The sequence below is a fragment of the Sphaerisporangium sp. NPDC005288 genome (assembly GCF_040607475.1).
Taxonomy (GTDB): domain Bacteria; phylum Actinomycetota; class Actinomycetes; order Streptosporangiales; family Streptosporangiaceae; genus Sphaerisporangium; species Sphaerisporangium rhizosphaerae.
The window spans coordinates 47,776-65,323 of sequence record NZ_JBEXGT010000037.1; the positions used below are offsets into that span (position 1 = coordinate 47,776).

Below are 17,548 nucleotides of genomic sequence, written 5' to 3' on the forward strand. Positions count from 1 at the left end.
TCCAACAGTGGCTCACCCGCGAATGAAGGGGGCAAGCACCGCAACCGAGCAGTGACATGAGAGGTACCGGAAATGAACAAGACCCTCGCTCTTCCGGGCGTCGTCCTGGCCGCCGGGCTGGCGGCGGCGGCCCTCGCGCCGTCGGCGGCCCAGGCGGCGCCGCGGTCCGCGAGCGCCGCGACCGCCGCCGCACCGGCCTCCGCCTCGGCGGCCCAGGCGGCGGCGGTCTCGTCGGGCGCCTACTTCGTCGGGCATCTGACCGGCCGCAACGAGGTCCCGGTCAAGGGCGGCCCCGCCGTCGGGGACAAGAACGGCGCCGCTCTCGTCGCTCTGCGCATCAGCGGCGACCGCGTCACCTACGCCGTACGGTGGGAAGGCATCGCCGCCCCCACCGCGTTCCACATCCACAAGGGCAAGGCGGGCGTCAACGGCGACGTCAAGATCCCGTTCTTCGGGGAGGCCCTGCCGGACGGCGCCCGTGCCCTGGCCGGCACGGTGAAGGCCGACCGGGGGCTGCTGTCCTCGATCAAGGCGAGCCCGTCCAAGTTCTACCTGAACGTGCACACCGGTGAGTTCCCCGGCGGCGCGGTACGCGCCCAGCTCCACCGGGTGTCACACCCGATCGACCTGGCCGGCCTCCTCGCGCAGGACACCCACACGCGGCTGCACTCGGAGGGCAGCGGCGCGCAGGAGGTCCGCGAGCCGGGCAAGAAGGTCGGCGACCCCGACGGCGCCTCGCAGTGGCTGGTCGGCGTCAAGGGCTCCAAGCTGTACTACGCCACCATCTGGGACAAGCTGGACCCGGTCACCAACGGGCACATCCACCGCGGGAAGAAGGGCAAGAACGGCCCGGTGGTCGTGAACCTGTTCGCCGACGCCAACGGCCTGCCCGCGGGCGTGTACGGCATCGCGGGCGTCGCGCCGGTGAAGGGCGACATCGCCAGGGGCATCGTCAAGACGCCGAAGAACTGGTACACCAACCTGCACACCACCGGGTTCCCCGACGGCGCCGTCCGCGGCCAGCTCTACTCCGCCCACGGCTCCTGGTGACCCCCGAGGTCCCCTCGACGCTCCACGGAGCCGGGACCTCCCGATGACCCCGGAAGTCCCCCGGTGACCTTTGGCCGCCGGGAGGTCTTCCGGTCCCCCGCGGTCTCCGCGGACCCTCACCGCCCCGCCCGCCGTGCGTCCTCGTGCGGCGGGCGGTGGCGTTCCAGGACGTCGCCGACGCGGCAGGCGGGCCGGCGAGGCCCCGCGCGGGAGGGCGGCGCGAGTTGGGGAATGACAGGTCAGGCGGAACAATGGCAGGCAAGCGCCCATGCGAGGAGGTCAACGGTGACCCGCCAGATCGTCTCCGTCGTCGGTGGCAAGGCCGCCGAGGACGCCAACGCCTCGACCTACGACTCGGTGAACCCCGCCAGGACGGCCGAGACCGTGGCGAGCGTCCGGCTCGCCGGCGCCGCGACGTTCGCGTGGGCGTGCAGCATGGCCTCGGCGGCGCAGCGCGAGTGGGCGCGGGTGCCCGCGCCGGTCAGGGGGCGGGTCATCGCCTCCATCGGGCGGCTGGTCGAGGCCAACGCCGAGACGCTGGCCAGGCTGGTGACCGACGAGATCGGCAAGCCGTACGCCGAGGCCATGGGCGAGGTCCGCGAGATCGTCGACACGTGCGACTTCTTCCTCGGCGAGGGCCGCCGGCTGTACGGCCAGACGGTCCCGTCGGAGATGCCGGACAAGAGCCTGTTCACCTTCCGGACGCCGGTCGGGGTGGCCGCGGTGATCACGGCCGGCAACTTCCCGGTGGCGGTCCCGAGCTGGTATCTGGTGCCGGCGCTGCTGTGCGGCAACAGCGTGGTGTGGAAGCCCGCCGAGTACGCCTCCGCCTCCGCGCACGCGCTGTACCGGCTGTTCGCGGCGGCGGGCCTGCCCGACGGGGTGCTGAACCTGGTGTTCGCCGACGGGGCGACGACCTTCGCCGGGCTCGACCAGGCACTGACGGAGGGCACGGTGCAGAAGGTCGGCTTCACCGGGTCGACGGCCGTGGGCCGCGAGATCGGCGCGCTGTGCGGGCGCCATCTGCAGTCGCCGTGCCTGGAGCTGGGCGGCAAGAACCCCATGGTGGTCATGCCGGACGCCGACCTCGACCTCGCCGTGGAGGGGGCGCTGTTCTCGGGGTTCGGCACGGCCGGGCAGCGCTGCACGTCCCTGGGCACCGTCCTGGTGCACAGGTCCGTGCACGAGGAGTTCGTCGGCAGGTACGCCAGAGCCGTGGCCAAGGCCACGGTCGGTGACCCCGCCGGTGAGGTGCTGTACGGCCCGATGCTCGACCACCGGTTCGCCGAGCGCTACGAGCACTACCTCGGCTGGGTGGAGCCGCACCACGCGGTGGTCACGGGGCCGACCGGCCGCATCACCGCCGACAACCCCCGGGGCGGCTTCGACGGCGCGGGCGGCCTGTACTACCACCCGGTGGTCGTGGACGGGGTGCGTCCGGGCGACCGGCTGTTCATGGAGGAGACCTTCGGGCCGATCGTCGGCGTCACCGCGTTCGGCGGACTGGACGAGGCGATCGAACTGGCCAACCGGCCGGGGTACGGGCTGTCGTCGTCGATCTACACCACCGACCCGGCGGCGGCGTTCCGCTTCCGGTCGGGCATCGGCGCGGGCATGGTCAGCGTCAACAACTCCACCTCCGGCGCCGAGGCCCACCTGCCGTTCGGCGGCAACGGCAAATCGGGCAACGGCAGCCGGCAGTCGGGCCAGTGGGTGCTCGACCAGTTCACCCGCTGGCAGGCAATGAACTGGGACTATTCAGGCCGTCTGCAGAAGGCGCAGATGGACGTCGCCGAGATCATCCCCGACCTGGAGTTCCGCCTGTAACCCTCGGAGCGCGCGGAGTCACGGGCGGCGGTCTTCGGGGCAGGCCGGTGATGTCAGGGCGCGCCGGGGCCGCCTCGGCCGTCGTAGCCGAGCAGGCGCATGGCCGTCTCGGGGTCCATGGCGGCCGCCAGCAGTTGCGCGCGCTCGGTGGCCCGGTCTCTGGCCTCCTCGGCCCTGGCCCGGGTCGCCTGCTGGGCCCTGAGCATGACGAACGCGAGCACCCCGCAGACGATCAGCAGGCCGATCAGGACGATCAGCCCGGCCACCAGGTTGGTGGAGGAGAGCGCGGAGACGTCCGCGCCCATCGCGGGCGCGCCGCCGAACAGGGCCAGGCCGGCCAGGACGAACACCACCAGGGCGATGGCGGCGGCCAGCGCGATGAGGACGGGACGGATCCGCCGGGCCTTGACGGCGGGCGGTTCCATGCCGGGCTGCGGCCCCGGGCCCGGGCCGGAGCGCGGGCGGTCGGGACTCCAGGGGATGAACTCCGGCGACCCGGCCGAGCCGGGCACCGCCTGCCCCCCGGGCACGACCTGACCCCCGGACACCGCCTGCCCCCCGGGCACCGCCTGACTTCCGGGTGCGCGCGCCGAACCGTTTCCGGCCGCCGAGCCGTTGCCCGTTCCCGAGCCGTTGCCGGGTGCCGCGGTCAGCCCCGTTCCCTCACCGGTCACCGCACCCGGGCCGTCGCCGGTCACCGGCCCGGCGGCCCCGTGCCCGTCGCCCGGAGCGTGCGGCATCAGGGTGGGCGTCGCGGTGCCGGTGTACGGGAGCAGCCGGCCGGCGATGACCGGCACGGGCGGTTCGGGCACGCGGGGGCGGGGCAGCGCCGTGGTGACGCGGCTGTGCGTGCGGTGCGCGTCGGCGGCCACCTCGTGGTATGCCTCGATCTCCTCGAAGAACGCGTCGGAGCCGTAGTCCGCGCCGTCGATCAGCGGCCCCCGGGTGCACTCGATGACCGCGACGACGTCGTCGCCGTTGAGGGTCTTGTGCTGCTCGAGGGCGTGGGCGACGCACAGGATCTCGCGGCGGTTGGCCCGCAGCAGGTCCTCGGTCTTCTTCAGCAGCCTGGCCAGGTTGAACTCGATGCGCTCGGCGAGCATGTCGGGGGTGAGGTGGTCGCGGCGCCCGCCGGGCTCCTGGGTGTAGCCGATGCCGCCTCCGCCGCCGGCGGGCGGCGCGGCCTTGCCGTCGCGGATGCCGAGCTGCTGGAGCGCGGGCAGCGAGGCCACGCCGACGCCCATGCCCCAGTACGCCTCCATGAGCCCGGTGACCATGGTGGCGCTCTCGAGGTCCCCGGAGACGCCCGAGGAGTTGTCCTCCCCGAAGAACATGCGCTCTCCGGCCAGCGAGGCGAGCGAGACCATGATGTCGGCCTCGTACTCGCTGCGCCATCGGGTGAACTGGTCCTCGGGCTTGATGCTGGACACCATGCCGAGGTAGTCCGAGCCCTTCTCGATGGTGGCCAGGTCGATCTCCAGGTGCTGGCGGGTGCGGTAGGCGGCCACGGCGTGGCAGGCCTCGTGCACCGCGACGGCGTGGCGTTCGCGCTCGATGTACTCGACGTCCTCGGGCGGGCCGAGCTGCTTGAGCCGCTTGGCCGTCAGGACGTCGGCCCAGGTGATGACATCGCGCCCGCCCCGGATGGCGGTGATCAGGGACTCGTTGACCAGGTCCTTGATGGTGGCGCCGGTGGCGTAGGGGGTGATCGTGGCGAGCTTGTCGAGCTGTTCGGCGGTGAGCTCGTGCCGGACCTTTTCGAAGTAGCCCTGGTAGGTGCGCACGCGCCCCGCCTTGGAGGGGTAGCCGACCTTGTAGATGCGGTCGATGCGGCCGGGCCGCAGCAGCGCCTCGTCCAGCGAGTTGGGCATGTTGGTGGCCATCATGACCAGGATGCGGTACTTGGGCGGCGGCTTGGGGCGCATGCCGAGCAGCCGCCGCACGTAGCGGTTGAGGAAGCCGCGCGGCTTCTTCAGACCCGACAGCTCGGTCAGCAGCGCCTGCAGGGTGCCCTGGTCGCCGCTGCCCATCATGCCGCCCATGGGGCTGACGACCCGGTCGCGGCCGGGCGCGGGCGCCTCGGCGCGGGACGGCCCGAGCGCCTGGCGGGTCAGCTCCGCGCGGGTGTTCTCCGACAGGTAGCCGAACCCGTGGCAGCCGTCCGTGCGGAACGGCGCCGCGGGCGAGAAGCCGGCCGACCCGGGAGGCCCCTGCTGGGCGAGCGCGCCGCGCCGTCCGAGCGAGTCGGCCTCGTCGAAGAAGACGATGACGCCGCCGTACCGCAGGGCGAGCTTGCGCAGCTTGCGGAACAGCGACTTCACCTTCAGGATGCCGATGCCCATGAACATGTTGATGAAGGCGCCCGGGTCGACGAAGACGTAGGGCCGGCCGGTCTCGCCGGCGACGGCCTCGGCCATCAGGGTCTTGCCGGTGCCGGGCGGTCCCCACAGCAGCAGGCCGCTCGGCACGTAGCCGCCCTTGGCCTCGATCTCGTCGGGTTTCTCCAGGAAGACGATGTTCTCCTTGACCCGCTCGACGACGTGGTCCTGTCCCCACACGTCGGAGAAGCGGGTCTTGATGTCGTCGGGGAAGTAGGTCTCGACGCCGCCTCTGGACATGAACCAGAACAGGCCGACGAACTGGACGATGACGAAGAAGAACCCGAACGCGAGCTGCAGCCCGTAGGGAAGCACCTGCCACAGCAGGGCGGGGGCCTGGAACAGGGCCAGGGCGGGCGAGACGTCGAGCACCTGGCCGAGCACCAGCGCCAGGACCGCGATCCAGAACAACCACTTCAGCGCCCGGGCGATGCGGTAGCGGTTCCAGTCGCTGAACCGGCGGCGGCTCCACCGGTCGAACCCGCCGAACACCCGCACCGTCCACAGGCGGTGGTAGCGGGGAGAGCGCTCGCTGACCAGGAAGTGCACCTGGCGCAGGACCTCCAGGCCCATCAGGGCCATGATGATCTGTCCGGTGCGGTCCGCCGCCATGACCCGCACGGCATCGCCGAACGGCATGATGCCCTCGTACTCCGCCATGGTGTGCCACACCAGGACGAAGAAGGCGAGCGTCAGCACGAACAGGAACTTGACGCGGTCCCAGAACGGCATGGTGCCCCTGCCGAGGTCGGCGGGGCCGGAGTCCGGAGCGCGAAGGCCCATGGGCCGGTCAGGGGCGGGGGCTTGGTTCATCGGGGCTCCTCACCCGGTCACCCGGGAATTCGCTTGACCTTGAAGGACTGCGCGATCTTCCCGATCTCCCCGGCGCGCTCCCGGTAGCAGGTGGCCGAGCAGCGGATGAGCAGGACCGATACGCGCGTGCCGTCGGCGGCGAGGTAGGCGGTCTGGTCGAAGGTCTGCACCGGACCTCCGAGTACCTTGAAGTTGTAGACCACGTGGACGCCCCGGACGCCGTTGTCGGACGGCAGCACCTCGTCGTGCAGGAGCTCGAAACCTTTGAAGGGGTAGGCGGCCGACTCCTCCATCTGCTTGCGGAGCTCGTCGGTGACCACGACCGGCAGCATCCCGGCGTTGCGCAGTCCGTTCAGGGAGACCTGGTCGCGTTGCGCCTCGGTCAGGGCGGACACCATGGCGAAGGCGAAGGGCTCGTCGGGCACGGCCGCCGGGGCGAGCAGGTGGTCGGCGGACGGGGTGCCGAACCCGTCATAGGCGACGGTCCACGACAGCTTCTTCTCGGCCTGCGCGAGCGCGGAGCTCATGTCGCCGAAGATCTTCTCGTCGAGGGACTTCTGGTCCACTTTGCGCCACGACGCGGGCACCTTGAAGTAGCTCTGCCCGTCGCCGCCCATCACATAGGTGAAATCCGCACCACCACAGCCGGCCGACGCCCCGACCAGGACGGCGATCGCCGCCGCCACGACCAGCCGTGCCCCCACCCGCGTTCTCTCCACAGGGGCCATACCTCCGCTTTGCGGGCCAACACGGTAACTGTGCCCGCTTTTCGGAGCTCCTCCCCTTCCTTGGCTGGGGAAATCTTGACCAAATCTTGCCGCAAGTTAGCTCAACTTGTTACATGCCCGGACGTTCGGCGACCCCGCCACCGCTCCGGGAATAGTTGAAATCTAAACTTCTGTTAGGGGGAGTATCGTCGCTCCCCTGGCGGCTCCTCGCCGTCGACCTGTAGGAAGGGTTCCCATGCCGGCCGTAACCATCGACAACCCTTTGAGCCTGCCGCGCGTGGCCGCGCCGGCCGACGCCCTGCCCCGTCCCGTGCGGGGGGTCACGACCGCGCCGAGCGGCTTCGAAGGCGAGGGCTTCCCGGTCCGCCGGGCCTTCGCCGGCATCCACTACCGTCACCTGGACCCGTTCATCATGATGGACCAGATGGGCGAGGTGGACTACCAGCCCGGAGAGCCCAAGGGAACCCCCTGGCATCCGCACCGGGGCTTCGAGACCGTCACCTACATCATCGACGGCATCTTCGACCACCAGGACTCCAACGGCGGCGGTGGCACCATCACCAACGGCGACACCCAGTGGATGACGGCCGGAGGCGGGCTGCTCCACATCGAGGCGCCGCCGGAGCACCTGGTCGTGTCCGGCGGGCTCTTCCACGGTCTGCAGCTGTGGGTGAACCTCCCGGCCAAGGACAAGATGATGGCGCCCCGCTACCAGGACATCCGTGGCGGCAGCGTCCAGTTGCTCACCTCATCCGACGGCGGCGCGCTGCTGCGCGTCATCGCCGGCGAGCTGGACGGCCACGCGGGTCCCGGCATCACCCACACGCCGATCACGATGATCCACGCGACGCTGGCGCCGGGCGCGGAGGTCACCCTGCCGTGGCGCGAGGACTTCAACGGCCTGGCGTACGTGCTCGCGGGCCGCGGCACGGCCGGCGCCGAGCGCCGCCCGGTCCACCTCGGCCAGACCGCCGTCTTCGGCGAGGGCTCCTCGCTGACCGTCCGCGCGGACGACAGGCAGGACTCCCACACGCCCGACCTGGAGGTGGTCCTGCTCGGGGGCCGCCCGATCCGCGAGCCGATGGCGCATTACGGGCCGTTCGTCATGAACACCCAGCGAGAGCTGCAGCAGGCGTTCGAGGACTTCCAGGCGGGGCGGCTGGGCACGATCCCGGCCGTGCACGGGATGTCCGAGGGCGGACTCCGCGGCTGACCCACCGGTTCCCATCGGTCCCCGGCGGCAGGGCGCGACCCCGCCCCTGCCACCGGGCGGCCGACGACCGGACGGCACTTCTCGCTAGTCTTTCCGCATGCCCACCGCACTGATCACGGGCGCGACCGCCGGCATCGGCGCCGCCTTCTGCCGCAGGCTCGCCGCCGACGGCTTCTCGCTGGTCCTGGTCGCCCGCGACGAGAAGCGCCTGGCCGCTTCGGCGTCGGAGCTGCACCGGCGCTACGGCGTGTCCTGCCAGACGCTGCCCGCCGACCTCGCCACCGACAAGGGCATCGCGGCGGTGGAGGAACGGCTGCGCGAGGGCGTCGACCTGCTGGTGAACAACGCCGGCTTCGGTCACCCGGGCGAGGCCCTGGACGTCCCGGTCGCCGACGAGCTGGTCATGCTGCGCGTGCACTGCGAGGCGGTGCTGCGCCTGACGCTGGCCGCCCTGCCGGGCCTGCGCGCCCGGGGACGCGGCGGCGTGATCAACGTCGCCTCGGTCGCGGCGTTCTTCCCCTACGGCACCTACAGCGCGTCCAAGGCGTGGGTGGTGAACTTCAGCGAGTCACTGGCCGCGCAGATCCCCGAGCCGCGGGTGCGCGTGATGGCGCTGTGCCCCGGGTTCGTGCGCACCGAGTTCCACGAGCGGGCCTCGATCGACGCCTCGTCGATCCCGGCCTACCTGTGGCTGTCGGCCGACCGCGTGGTGGACGCCGCCATGCGCGACCTGGCCCGCGGCGTGCCGGTGAGCGTGCCCGACCCCCGCTACAAACTGATCGCCGCGGTGGGCAGGTATGTCCCGCGCGGCGTGCTCGGCCGGTTGTCCCGCCGCGCCGGCCGCTGAGCGGCCCAGGCGTCCCCCGGGCCGCCCGGGCCGGTGCCGCCGGGCGTCCCGGGGGTCACAGCCGCTCGACGTTGGCCCCCCGGCAGCGGTTGCGCGCGTCGAAGACGAAGGCGCTCGCCCGCTGGACCAGCTCGTAGTCGAAGCAGTCGTGGTCGGTGAGCACCACGACGGCGTCCGCGCGCGACAGCTCGGCCTCGGTCAGCCGCACCATGTCGAAGTCGGTGGGCAGCAGGAAGGTGTCCACGTGCGGGTCGGCGACGCTCACCCGCGCGCCTAGCTTGCACAGCGCCTTGGTCACCTCGATGGCCGGCGACTCGCGGCAGTCGCCAGCGTTCTTCTTGTAGGACAGGCCGAGCACCAGGACGCGGCTGCCCTTGACCGGCTTGCCTCGCTGGTTCAGCGCCAGGGCGAGCCGCTGCACGACGTGGTCGGGCATGTGGTCGTTGATGTCGTTGGCCAGCTCCACGAACCGGAAGTTGTGCCCGAGGCTGCGCTTGACCCGCCACGACAGGTACGAGGGGTCGATCGGCAGGCAGTGGCCGCCGACGCCGGGCCCCGGGGTGAAGCGCATGTAGCCGAACGGCTTGGTGGAGGCGGCGTCGATGGCCTCCCAGACGTCGATGCGCAACTGCTGGGCGAAGATGGACAGCTCGTTGACCAGCGCGATGTTGACGTGCCTGAAGGTGTTCTCCAGCAGCTTGCACAGCTCGGCGACCTGGAGGGAGGACACCGGCACGACCTCGCGCACGATGCGCCCGTAGAAGGCGCGGATGCGCGCCAATGATGCCTCGTCGATGCCCGAGACGACCTTCGGGGTGTTGTCCAGGCGCCACCGCGTGTTGCCGGGGTCGATGCGCTCGGGGCTGTAGCCGAGGTGGAAGTCCTCGGGCGTGCGCAGGCCGGAGCCCTCCTCCAGCAGCGGGCGCAGGTGCTCCTCGGTGGTCCCCGGGTAGGTGGTGGACTCCAGCACCACCGTGGCGCCCGGCCGCACCAGCGGCGCGATGGCCGCGCCCGCGGAGCCGATGTGGCGCAGGTCGGGCACGCCGTCCCGCAGCGGCGTCGGCACGGTGATCACGCAGACGTCGAACGCCTCGGCGTCCGCGTAGTCGGCGCTGGCCAGGTAGCGGCCGGAGCGGTGCGCGGCCTCGAGCTCCTCGCCGCTGATGTCCTCGACGTAGGACTCGAAGACGTTAAGGCGCTTGACCCGCCACTCGTCCACGTCGATGCCCACGACATCGAACCCGGCCTCGACCGCCCTCATGGCCAGTGGCAGGCCCACATATCCCTGCCCGACGACGACCAGCTTTTCACGCATATCCAGACCCCCGGGTCTTCGGAAACGATATGCACGACTGTAAAAGGCCGCCCTTGTTATAACGCCGATCCGGCGGCGCCCCGGGCGTGTCGTTCCGCGCACGGGAACCGCACCGGAGATAGTGAGGCGAGACGCCGATTAGAGCGGTATTGACCCTGAAGAGCGGACGATAATATGTCGAAGACCTTTTTCTCGGCTTTCTTCCGGCGAAGCGCCGGTCGTCTCCTACCGGCCGCGGCCCTCGTGACCGCCTGCCTGGCGGTCCTGCCGGCGGCGGCGCACGCCGCGGCCGGGCCGCAGTCGCCCCCAGGCACACGGGCCGCGACGGAGCGGGCACGCGCCCCGCGCGTCGTGGTGCCGCCGGTCCGGCTGGGCGAGGCGGCCGACTGCGCGGTCCTGGCCGGCAAGGCGGTGACCAACACCGGCATGACCCTGATCGTCGGGGACGTCAACGTGAGCCCGGGAACCACGGTGACCGGCTTCCCGCCCGGCATGGTCAGGGGCAGCGTCGACCAGGACAACGCCGAGGCGCGACGGGAGAGGGCCGCCGCCATCGCCGCCTACAACGACGCGGCCGGACGCCCGCCGACCGCCACCGTGCCGCAGGTCATCGGCGACGACGCCGTGATGACGCCGGGCGTCTACGACACGCCGAGCGACGCGTTCATCCTGAGCGGGACACTCAAGCTCGACGCCCAGGGCGACCCCAACGCGGTGTTCATCTTCCAGGCGTCGACGCTGGTCACGCTGAGGGTCAGCAACATCGACCTGCTCAACGGGGCGCGCACCGACAACGTCATCTGGCAGGTGGGCGACTCGGCGTTCCTCGGCACCCTGTCGACCTTCCGCGGCAACGTGCTGGCCCGCAACTCGGTCACGGTGAACTCCGGGGCGGCGATGTTCGGCCGGGCCCTGGCGCTGAACTCGGTGGTCCAGGCGGCCGGCACCACCTCCGGGCCCGCCACCCGCGTCACCGTTCCCACCAACCCGCCGACCGCGACGACGCTGACCTCCTCGCCCAACCCCTCGCACGTCAACCAGCCCGTGACCTTCACCGCCACGGTGACGGGCAGTGACCAGGGGTTCGTGCCCACCGGGACGGTGCTGTTCAGGAACGGCCTGGTCATCATCGGCTCGGCCAGGCTGAACACCTCGGCCGTGGCCACCTTCACCACCTCGTCGCTGCCGATCGGGGCGCGCCAGATGACCGCCGTCTACGTGCCGAGCGGCACCGCGGTCAACGAGGGATGGGTCTACTTCGAGCCCAGCGAGTCACCGGTGCTGATCCAACAGGTGATCCGCTGACCCGCGGTGGCCACGGGCGCCCGGCCCGCTTCGCCCGCGCCTCCCCCACATGGGCGAGGGCGGGCGCGGTCTTTCTCCGGCCCCTTATGGTAATAAATGGCTTTAAATCATCTTATGAACAATAGGAAAGCGAATAACACTCCGGAAAGTATTGTCAGCAAGAGAACCGGCGGCGTAAAGTGGCGACGCAAAGCGTTACCGAGGCCCCATGATCCCCGCAATCCCAGTCGACACTATTAAAGGCGCCGTTGTCAGCACATGTCAGGAGATTCCCCCAGGCGTGGCGCGCCTTCACGCCCCATTTCCGGCCGTCCCGGTGACCCGGACGGTCCTACGCGGAAGATCCTGAGCCCGGCCTCGACGCGTACCCCATCGGCCGCCCCTCCCGGGCGCCGAGATCGCCGAGAAGTTGATTCGCATGTCGAAGTCCCCCCACACCAGCAGTTCCCCTCTCCCGAGTGACAGCCACCGCCCGCGCGCGCACGCCGGCCGGGCCTGTATCGCCGCGGCGCTGTCGGCCCTGCTGACGGTCGCCGTCTCCATCGCCGTCCCGGCGCCCGCCGGCGCGGCCCAGCCGCCGATCAGCCTGGGCAATGCCGCCTCGTTCGGGGTGCTCGCCGGCACCGCCGTCTCCAACACCAACCAGACCGCCGTCACCGGAGACCTCGGGGTCAGCCCCGGCAGCTCGGTGGTCGGCTTCCCGCCCGGCACCGTGAGCGGGTCCACCCACGCCGGCGACGCCGCGGCCGCGGCGGCCATCGCCGACGCCGACGCCGCCTATGACGATGCCGCCGCCCGCACCCCGGTCGTCCCGGTGGCCGCCGAGCTCGGCGCCACCACCAAGCCCCCGGGCGTGTACTCCCCGAACAGCGGCACCACCTTCCAGATCACCGGCACCCTCACGCTCGACGCGCAGGACGACCCCGACGCCCTGTTCATCTTCCGCGCCGCCACGCTCACGACCGCCAACGTCAGCAACATCGCCCTGATCAACGGCGCGCAGGCCGACAACGTCTTCTGGCAGATCAGCGGCTCGGCCACGCTGGGCACCACCTCCACCTTCCGCGGCAACGTGCTGGCCGCCAACAACGTGACGGTCAGCGCGGGCGCCGCCGTGTTCGGCCGCGTCGCCGCGCTCGGCGGCACGGCCGTCCTGCAGGGCACGACCAGCGGGCCGAAGACCCGCATCACGGTGCCCGACGACCCGCCGACCACCACCGCCCTGAGCACCTCGGCCAACCCCACCAGGGAAGGCCAGTCGGTGACCTACACCGCGACGGTCAGCCAGGTCTCGGGCACCTTGATCCCCCAGGGACGGGTGGCGTTCAAGGACGGCGACTCGGTCATCGGCTCCGACTTCGTCGACGCCTCGGGCGTGGCCACCTTCACCACCTCGGCCCTTCCGGCCGGGCAGCATCCGATCACCGGCGTCTACCTGGGCGGGGACACCTCAAGCAGCGAGGGCATCGTCCACTTCGCGCCGAGCACGTCCAACCAGATCGTGCAGACCGTCACCACCTCGATCTGGACGCCCTCCGACACCCCGGCCGTCGCCGCGTCGTCCGACACCAGCGCCGTCACGCTGGGCGTGAAGTTCCAGCCGACGTCGAACGGCACGATCAGGGGCATCCGGTTCTACAAGGGCTCCACCAACACCGGCACCCACGTCGGCAGCCTGTGGACCACCGGCGGCACGCTGCTGGCCAGCGCGACCTTCAGCGCCGAGACCGCCTCGGGATGGCAGCAGGTCAACTTCTCCACCCCGGTCGCCGTCACCGCCGGCACCACCTACGTCGCCTCGTACTTCACCCCTTCGGGGCATTTCTCCTACACGCTGAACTACTTCACCACCCAGCACGCCAATGGCCCGCTCGTCGCGCTCGCCGACGGCGTCCAGGGCGGCAACGGCGTCTACGGCTACAGCGCCACCAACGCCTTCCCGTCCAGCACCCACCAGTCCGCCAACTACTGGGTCGACGTGGTGTTCGTGCCCGCCAAGAGCCTGTGGGCGCCCACGGCGACCCCGGCGGTGGCCAACAACGCCGACTCGCGCGCCGTCGTGGTCGGGGTCAAGTTCCAGGCCACCACGGCGGGCGTCATCGAGGGCATCCGCTTCTACAAGGGCTCCTCCAACACCGGCACCCACACCGTCAGCCTGTGGACCGCCGGCGGCACGCTGCTGGCCAGCGCCACCGCGAGCGGCGAGACGGCCTCGGGGTGGCAACAGGCCAACTTCTCCACCCCGGTGTCCATCAGCGCCGACACCACCTACGTGGCCTCATACCACACCACCTCGGGATTCTTCTCCAACACCACCCCGTACTTCACCTCGCAGTTCACCAGCGGCTCGCTCATAGCGCTGCTGGACGGCCAGCAGGGCGGCAACGGCGTCTACACCTACAGCGCCACCAACGCCTTCCCCACCAGCACCTACCAGAGCTCCAACTACTGGGTGGACGTCGTGTTCACCATCACCTAGCCCATCCCCGCCCCCCCCTGACGGGCCCGGCTCTCCCCTGGCGGGCGGAGCCGGGCCCGGTCGACGCCGGCGTAAGGGTTTCGCAAGAGCTCGCCAACGCCGGCGCCGACACGGTTCCCCCCGCCGCCCGCCGGTGGTCGACTGCCCGGGTGAGCATGATCGATCTGGGCACGATCCCCTTCAACCATCCCCACCTGGCGGCGAACGAGCTGGACTACCTCGCCGAGGCGGTGCGCGGGGGGCTCACCTCCGGCGACGGCCCGTTCACCCGGCGCGCCACCGCGCTGCTGCGCGAGCTGACCGGGACCCACCAGGCGCTGCTGACCACCTCCTGCACGCACGCGCTGGAGATGTCGGCGATTTTGCTCGGCCTGCGCCCCGGCGACGAGGTCGTCATGCCGTCGTTCACCTTCGTGTCCACGGCCAACGCCTACGCCCTGCGCGGGGCGGTCCCGGTGTTCGCCGACTGCCGGCCCGACACGCTCAACCTGGACGAGCGGCTGGTCGAGGCCGCCCTCACCGAGCGCACGCGCGCCATCGTGGTCGTCCACTACGCCGGGGTGGCCTGCGCGATGGAGACCCTGTGCGCGATCGCCGACCGTCACGGCCTGGCCCTGATCGAGGACAACGCCCACGGGCTGGGCGGCTCCTACCACGGCCGGCCCCTCGGGTCCTTCGGCCGCATGGCGGCGCAGAGCTTCCACGTCACCAAGAACGCGCAGTGCGGGGAGGGCGGCGCGCTGCTGCTCAACGAAGACGACCTGGTGGCGGGCGCCGAGATCGTCCGCGAGAAGGGCACCGACCGCAGCCGTTTCTTCCGCGGCCAGGTGGACAAGTACCGCTGGGTCGAGATCGGCTCCAGCTACCTGCCCTCCGATGTGCTGGCCGCGCAGCTCACCGCGCAACTGGAGGAGTTCGGCACCATCCAGGCGCGGCGGCACCAGGTGTGGGACGCCTACCACGCCGGGCTGGCCGACTGGGCGGACGCCCACGGCGTCACCCGGCCCACCGTCCCGCCCGGCCTGGCCCACCCCGCCCACCTGTACTACCTGCTGATGCCCTGCCTGGGCTCCCGTCAGGGGATCATCGCCCACCTGGCGGAGCGGGGCGTGCGGGCCGCGTTCCACTACCAGCCCCTGCACACCGCCCCGGCGGGCCTGCGCTACGGCCGCACGGCCGAGGGCGGCTGCCCGGTCACCGAGGACGTGGCCGACCGCCTCGTCCGGCTCCCGCTGTTCACCGGCCTCACCGACTCCGACATCACCCGCGTCATCGAGGCCGTCCGCTCCTACACCCCCCGCACACCGTGACCCCCCGCGACACCGACACCGGCCCCACCCCGGCGTCCCCCACCCACGCCGCGACGCCCACGACATCGAACCCGGCCCCGGACGCGACACGGCACCTGAACCCGGACACGGCGGGGGTCCCGGCGACGGACCCGGTCTCGGGCGCGCCGTCCCTTACGCGGGCCTGGCCGTCGCACCTGCGCGCCATGCCCTCTCCACTGGAGACGGCGCGGTTCGGCCGGACTGTGGAGCGCCTCACCGTCACGGCCGATTCCCCCGCCCGCCTGGACGACGTGCGCGAGGCGATCCTCGCCTCGACCGCCGAGGTCCTGGTCCTGCGCTACCCCGCCGAGCACGTCACCTGGTACGCGGGGCTCACCGGACTGGGCCGCACGGCCTTGTTCGCCGACGCGCTCGTGTACTGGCACCTGGTCGCCGGGCGCGGCCGCCCGCCCGAGCCGTCCCCGGACCTCGGCACCAGGCCGATCAGCGGGGCGGTCGAGGTAGAGGACCTGGTGGACGCCATCTTCTCCGGCTACGCCAACCACTACGCGGCCAACCCCCTGTTCACCGCCGCCCAGGCGACCGCGGGATACCGCGAATGGGCGCTGCGCTCCGCCGAGGAAGGGCACTGCCTGGCGCTGCACGACCCCGACACCCAGGCCCTGCTCGGCCTGGCCACCCTGGACGAGGACGGCCCCGCGACCGAGATCCTGCTGGCCGGGGTCGTCCCCTCGGCCCAGGGACGCGGGCTGTACGGTCACCTCCTCAAGGGCGTGGAGGACCGCGCCCTCGCCCGCGGCGCGACGCGCGTGCTCATCTCCACCCAGGCCCACAACGTCCGCGTCCAACGCGCCTGGACCAGATACGGCTTCGAACCCGTCCGCACCGTCCTGACCCTCCACCTGCTCCGCCAGGCGTGACGATGCCGGCGCCCACACGAACGGCGCGCCGCGGGCCAAGAACCACCGTCACCCTGTAGGAGCTCCTGGACGGGCGCTGCGAGCACCTCCTGAGAAGGGGACAATCAAGGCGTGAGGAAACTCGTCGCCTGCGTGGCACTGGCATCGCTGGCATCCTGCGGGCACAGCGACGAGCAACGCGTCGTGCGCTCCTTCGCCGCGATGGAGCAGGTGGCTCGGACGGCCGGGCCGGAGGACCGCACAACAACTCGGCCACGGGAGATCGGGGAGGTCGAGTTCCAGGCCATCTACCGAGAGGGTGACCGCGTCTATTTCAAGGTGGGCGAGAACGGGCCTGGCGTGGACCCCTACGGCTACGTCTGGAGCCCTGAGCGGGCTCCAGACGACGACTCCAACCCGTCGGTCGCTTCGTCCTTCGAGCACATTCAGGGCCCCTGGTACCGCTGGAGTGACAGCTACTGAGCCTCCCAGGCCGACGGCGGCCCGACGACGGTGCGAGTTCCGACAGCGGCTGCGGCTCGCCATCGACGCCGTCCACGGGAGCGGTCTGACCATCGTGGAGCACCTGGCCCACGAGTGCGGCGTCAAGCCGGCGTGCCGGCCTAGGCTCGTGCTATCAGCGGTTATGAGGCGGCTACATCCTGCCCGTCATTTCGCGCCCCTGTCCCCGAGCCACCCGTACTGCGACTGACCGTCAACGGGCGGGGGGCATACGGCCGTTTCCCATGACGCGCTCTGCCAGGCCGCACGCAGGGTCTCGATCTCCTCGGGCGTGCTTTCGCGTGCGATGTAGGGAATGTCGAGGATGTGACGGCTGCCGGGGAACCGGACGCGGACGGAACCGGCGTCCCGGAGGATCTGCCCGTAAAGGGAGGCGCCGTCCATGCAAAAGACGTCGATGACCGCGACCCGCCCGTCGAGCGCCCGCCGCACGTTGCCGGCGTTCAGGTCGATGCCGTCCCACCAGGGCGTCCGGGCCCGGAACTCCGCGTCGACCTCCGCGGCGGCCTGCCGTACCTCGGCCAGGGCCGTATCACCCTCGCCGTCCCGCCACTGGCGGGCGACCTCCTTGGCCCGCGCCGCGTCGAGTGGGGCCAGGAACTCCAGCACGGCCAGCGTGCCGCCGCCGTCCAGCGCGGTGTCGAAGGTGACGCGCGGCAGGTGGGGGTTGCCGGGCCGGCGGCGGCACAGTTCGAGGAAAGCGGCATAGGCCGGGTCGAACGGGCACACCCTGGCCACCCACATGCCGTCGGGAGAGCGCAGCCCGACCGCCCAGTCCCCGACGCCGCACGGCGTCCACCCCGCCATCACCAACTCGGCCGTGGCCTCTCGATGGGTCATCGCGGGCCACCCCAGCTCCGGCAACACTCCCGCAGCGTAC

At 71.4% G+C, this 17,548-nt stretch carries 13 protein-coding genes; 9 read left to right on the forward strand and 4 right to left on the reverse strand.

Features of this window, described 5'->3' with window-relative positions:
* Positions 1-72: 72 nt before the first annotated feature.
* Positions 73-1,050, forward strand: coding sequence for a CHRD domain-containing protein (locus tag ABZU32_RS29580; RefSeq protein WP_354927113.1), 978 nt, complete (start codon positions 73-75; stop codon positions 1,048-1,050).
* Positions 1,051-1,335: 285 nt separating this feature from the next.
* A complete protein-coding gene (locus ABZU32_RS29585; protein WP_354927115.1) occupies positions 1,336-2,877 on the forward strand; it encodes an aldehyde dehydrogenase family protein in 1,542 nt (513 codons plus the stop codon).
* A 53-nt stretch (positions 2,878-2,930) separates the two neighbouring features.
* On the opposite strand, the gene ABZU32_RS29590 is transcribed toward ABZU32_RS29585, so the two are convergent.
* On the reverse strand, positions 2,931-6,068 hold the full coding sequence (locus ABZU32_RS29590; RefSeq protein ID WP_354927117.1) for an AAA family ATPase: 3,138 nt from the start codon (positions 6,066-6,068) through the stop codon (positions 2,931-2,933).
* 17 nt (positions 6,069-6,085) lie between these two features.
* Positions 6,086-6,787 carry a hypothetical protein gene (locus tag ABZU32_RS29595; RefSeq protein ID WP_354927119.1) on the reverse strand — a complete coding sequence of 234 codons (702 nt, stop codon included), beginning with the start codon at positions 6,785-6,787 and terminating at the stop codon, positions 6,086-6,088.
* A 244-nt stretch (positions 6,788-7,031) separates the two neighbouring features.
* On the opposite strand from ABZU32_RS29595, the gene ABZU32_RS29600 reads away from it, so the two are divergent.
* Complete coding sequence (locus tag ABZU32_RS29600) at positions 7,032-8,009, forward strand: pirin family protein (protein ID WP_354927121.1); 978 nt, start codon at positions 7,032-7,034, stop codon at positions 8,007-8,009.
* A gap of 97 nt (positions 8,010-8,106) precedes the next feature.
* The gene (locus ABZU32_RS29605; RefSeq protein WP_354927123.1) at positions 8,107-8,856 is read left to right on the forward strand and encodes an SDR family oxidoreductase; all 750 of its coding nucleotides are present in this window, start codon (positions 8,107-8,109) and stop codon (positions 8,854-8,856) included.
* 55 nt (positions 8,857-8,911) lie between these two features.
* Here the strand turns inward: ABZU32_RS29605 and ABZU32_RS29610 are convergent, their stop codons facing one another.
* Positions 8,912-10,171: a nucleotide sugar dehydrogenase gene (locus ABZU32_RS29610; protein ID WP_354927125.1), complete on the reverse strand. Its 1,260-nt coding sequence runs from the start codon at positions 10,169-10,171 to the stop codon at positions 8,912-8,914.
* 174 nt (positions 10,172-10,345) lie between these two features.
* Here ABZU32_RS29610 and ABZU32_RS29615 point away from each other — a divergent pair, with 174 nt between their 5' ends.
* From ABZU32_RS29615 to ABZU32_RS29635, 5 genes are all read left to right on the forward strand, one after another.
* Positions 10,346-11,476 (forward strand): ice-binding family protein, encoded by a 1,131-nt coding sequence (locus ABZU32_RS29615; RefSeq protein WP_354927127.1) that lies wholly within the window; start codon positions 10,346-10,348, stop codon positions 11,474-11,476.
* 418 nt (positions 11,477-11,894) lie between these two features.
* On the forward strand, positions 11,895-13,955 hold the full coding sequence (locus tag ABZU32_RS29620; protein WP_354927129.1) for a DUF4082 domain-containing protein: 2,061 nt from the start codon (positions 11,895-11,897) through the stop codon (positions 13,953-13,955).
* Between the two features lie 155 nt (positions 13,956-14,110).
* A complete protein-coding gene (rffA, locus tag ABZU32_RS29625) occupies positions 14,111-15,265 on the forward strand; it encodes a dTDP-4-amino-4,6-dideoxygalactose transaminase (RefSeq protein ID WP_354927201.1) in 1,155 nt (384 codons plus the stop codon).
* Entirely contained in the window at positions 15,262-16,167 is a 906-nt protein-coding gene (locus tag ABZU32_RS29630; protein ID WP_354927131.1) for a GNAT family N-acetyltransferase, read from the forward strand. The genes rffA and ABZU32_RS29630 overlap by 4 nt, the downstream gene beginning before the upstream one ends.
* Before the next feature lie 111 nt (positions 16,168-16,278).
* A complete protein-coding gene (locus tag ABZU32_RS29635; RefSeq protein ID WP_354927133.1) occupies positions 16,279-16,629 on the forward strand; it encodes a hypothetical protein in 351 nt (116 codons plus the stop codon).
* A 186-nt stretch (positions 16,630-16,815) separates the two neighbouring features.
* Here the strand turns inward: ABZU32_RS29635 and ABZU32_RS29640 are convergent, their stop codons facing one another.
* Positions 16,816-17,508 (reverse strand): hypothetical protein, encoded by a 693-nt coding sequence (locus ABZU32_RS29640; protein ID WP_354927135.1) that lies wholly within the window; start codon positions 17,506-17,508, stop codon positions 16,816-16,818.
* Between the last annotated feature and the right edge of the window lie 40 nt (positions 17,509-17,548).

Excerpts from the sequence above, each read along its gene's own strand:
- ABZU32_RS29600 (WP_354927121.1), top strand. The coding sequence starts at position 7,032 with ATGCCGGCCGTAACCATCGACAACCCTTTGAGCCTGCCGCGCGTGGCC.
- ABZU32_RS29620 (WP_354927129.1), top strand. The coding sequence starts at position 11,895 with ATGTCGAAGTCCCCCCACACCAGCAGTTCCCCTCTCCCGAGTGACAGC.
- ABZU32_RS29580 (WP_354927113.1), top strand. The coding sequence starts at position 73 with ATGAACAAGACCCTCGCTCTTCCGGGCGTCGTCCTGGCCGCCGGGCTG.
- ABZU32_RS29640 (WP_354927135.1), bottom strand. The coding sequence starts at position 17,508 with ATGACCCATCGAGAGGCCACGGCCGAGTTGGTGATGGCGGGGTGGACG.
- rffA (WP_354927201.1), top strand. The coding sequence starts at position 14,111 with ATGATCGATCTGGGCACGATCCCCTTCAACCATCCCCACCTGGCGGCG.
- ABZU32_RS29615 (WP_354927127.1), top strand. The coding sequence starts at position 10,346 with ATGTCGAAGACCTTTTTCTCGGCTTTCTTCCGGCGAAGCGCCGGTCGT.
- ABZU32_RS29610 (WP_354927125.1), bottom strand. The coding sequence starts at position 10,171 with ATGCGTGAAAAGCTGGTCGTCGTCGGGCAGGGATATGTGGGCCTGCCA.
- ABZU32_RS29605 (WP_354927123.1), top strand. The coding sequence starts at position 8,107 with ATGCCCACCGCACTGATCACGGGCGCGACCGCCGGCATCGGCGCCGCC.
- ABZU32_RS29590 (WP_354927117.1), bottom strand. The coding sequence starts at position 6,068 with ATGAACCAAGCCCCCGCCCCTGACCGGCCCATGGGCCTTCGCGCTCCG.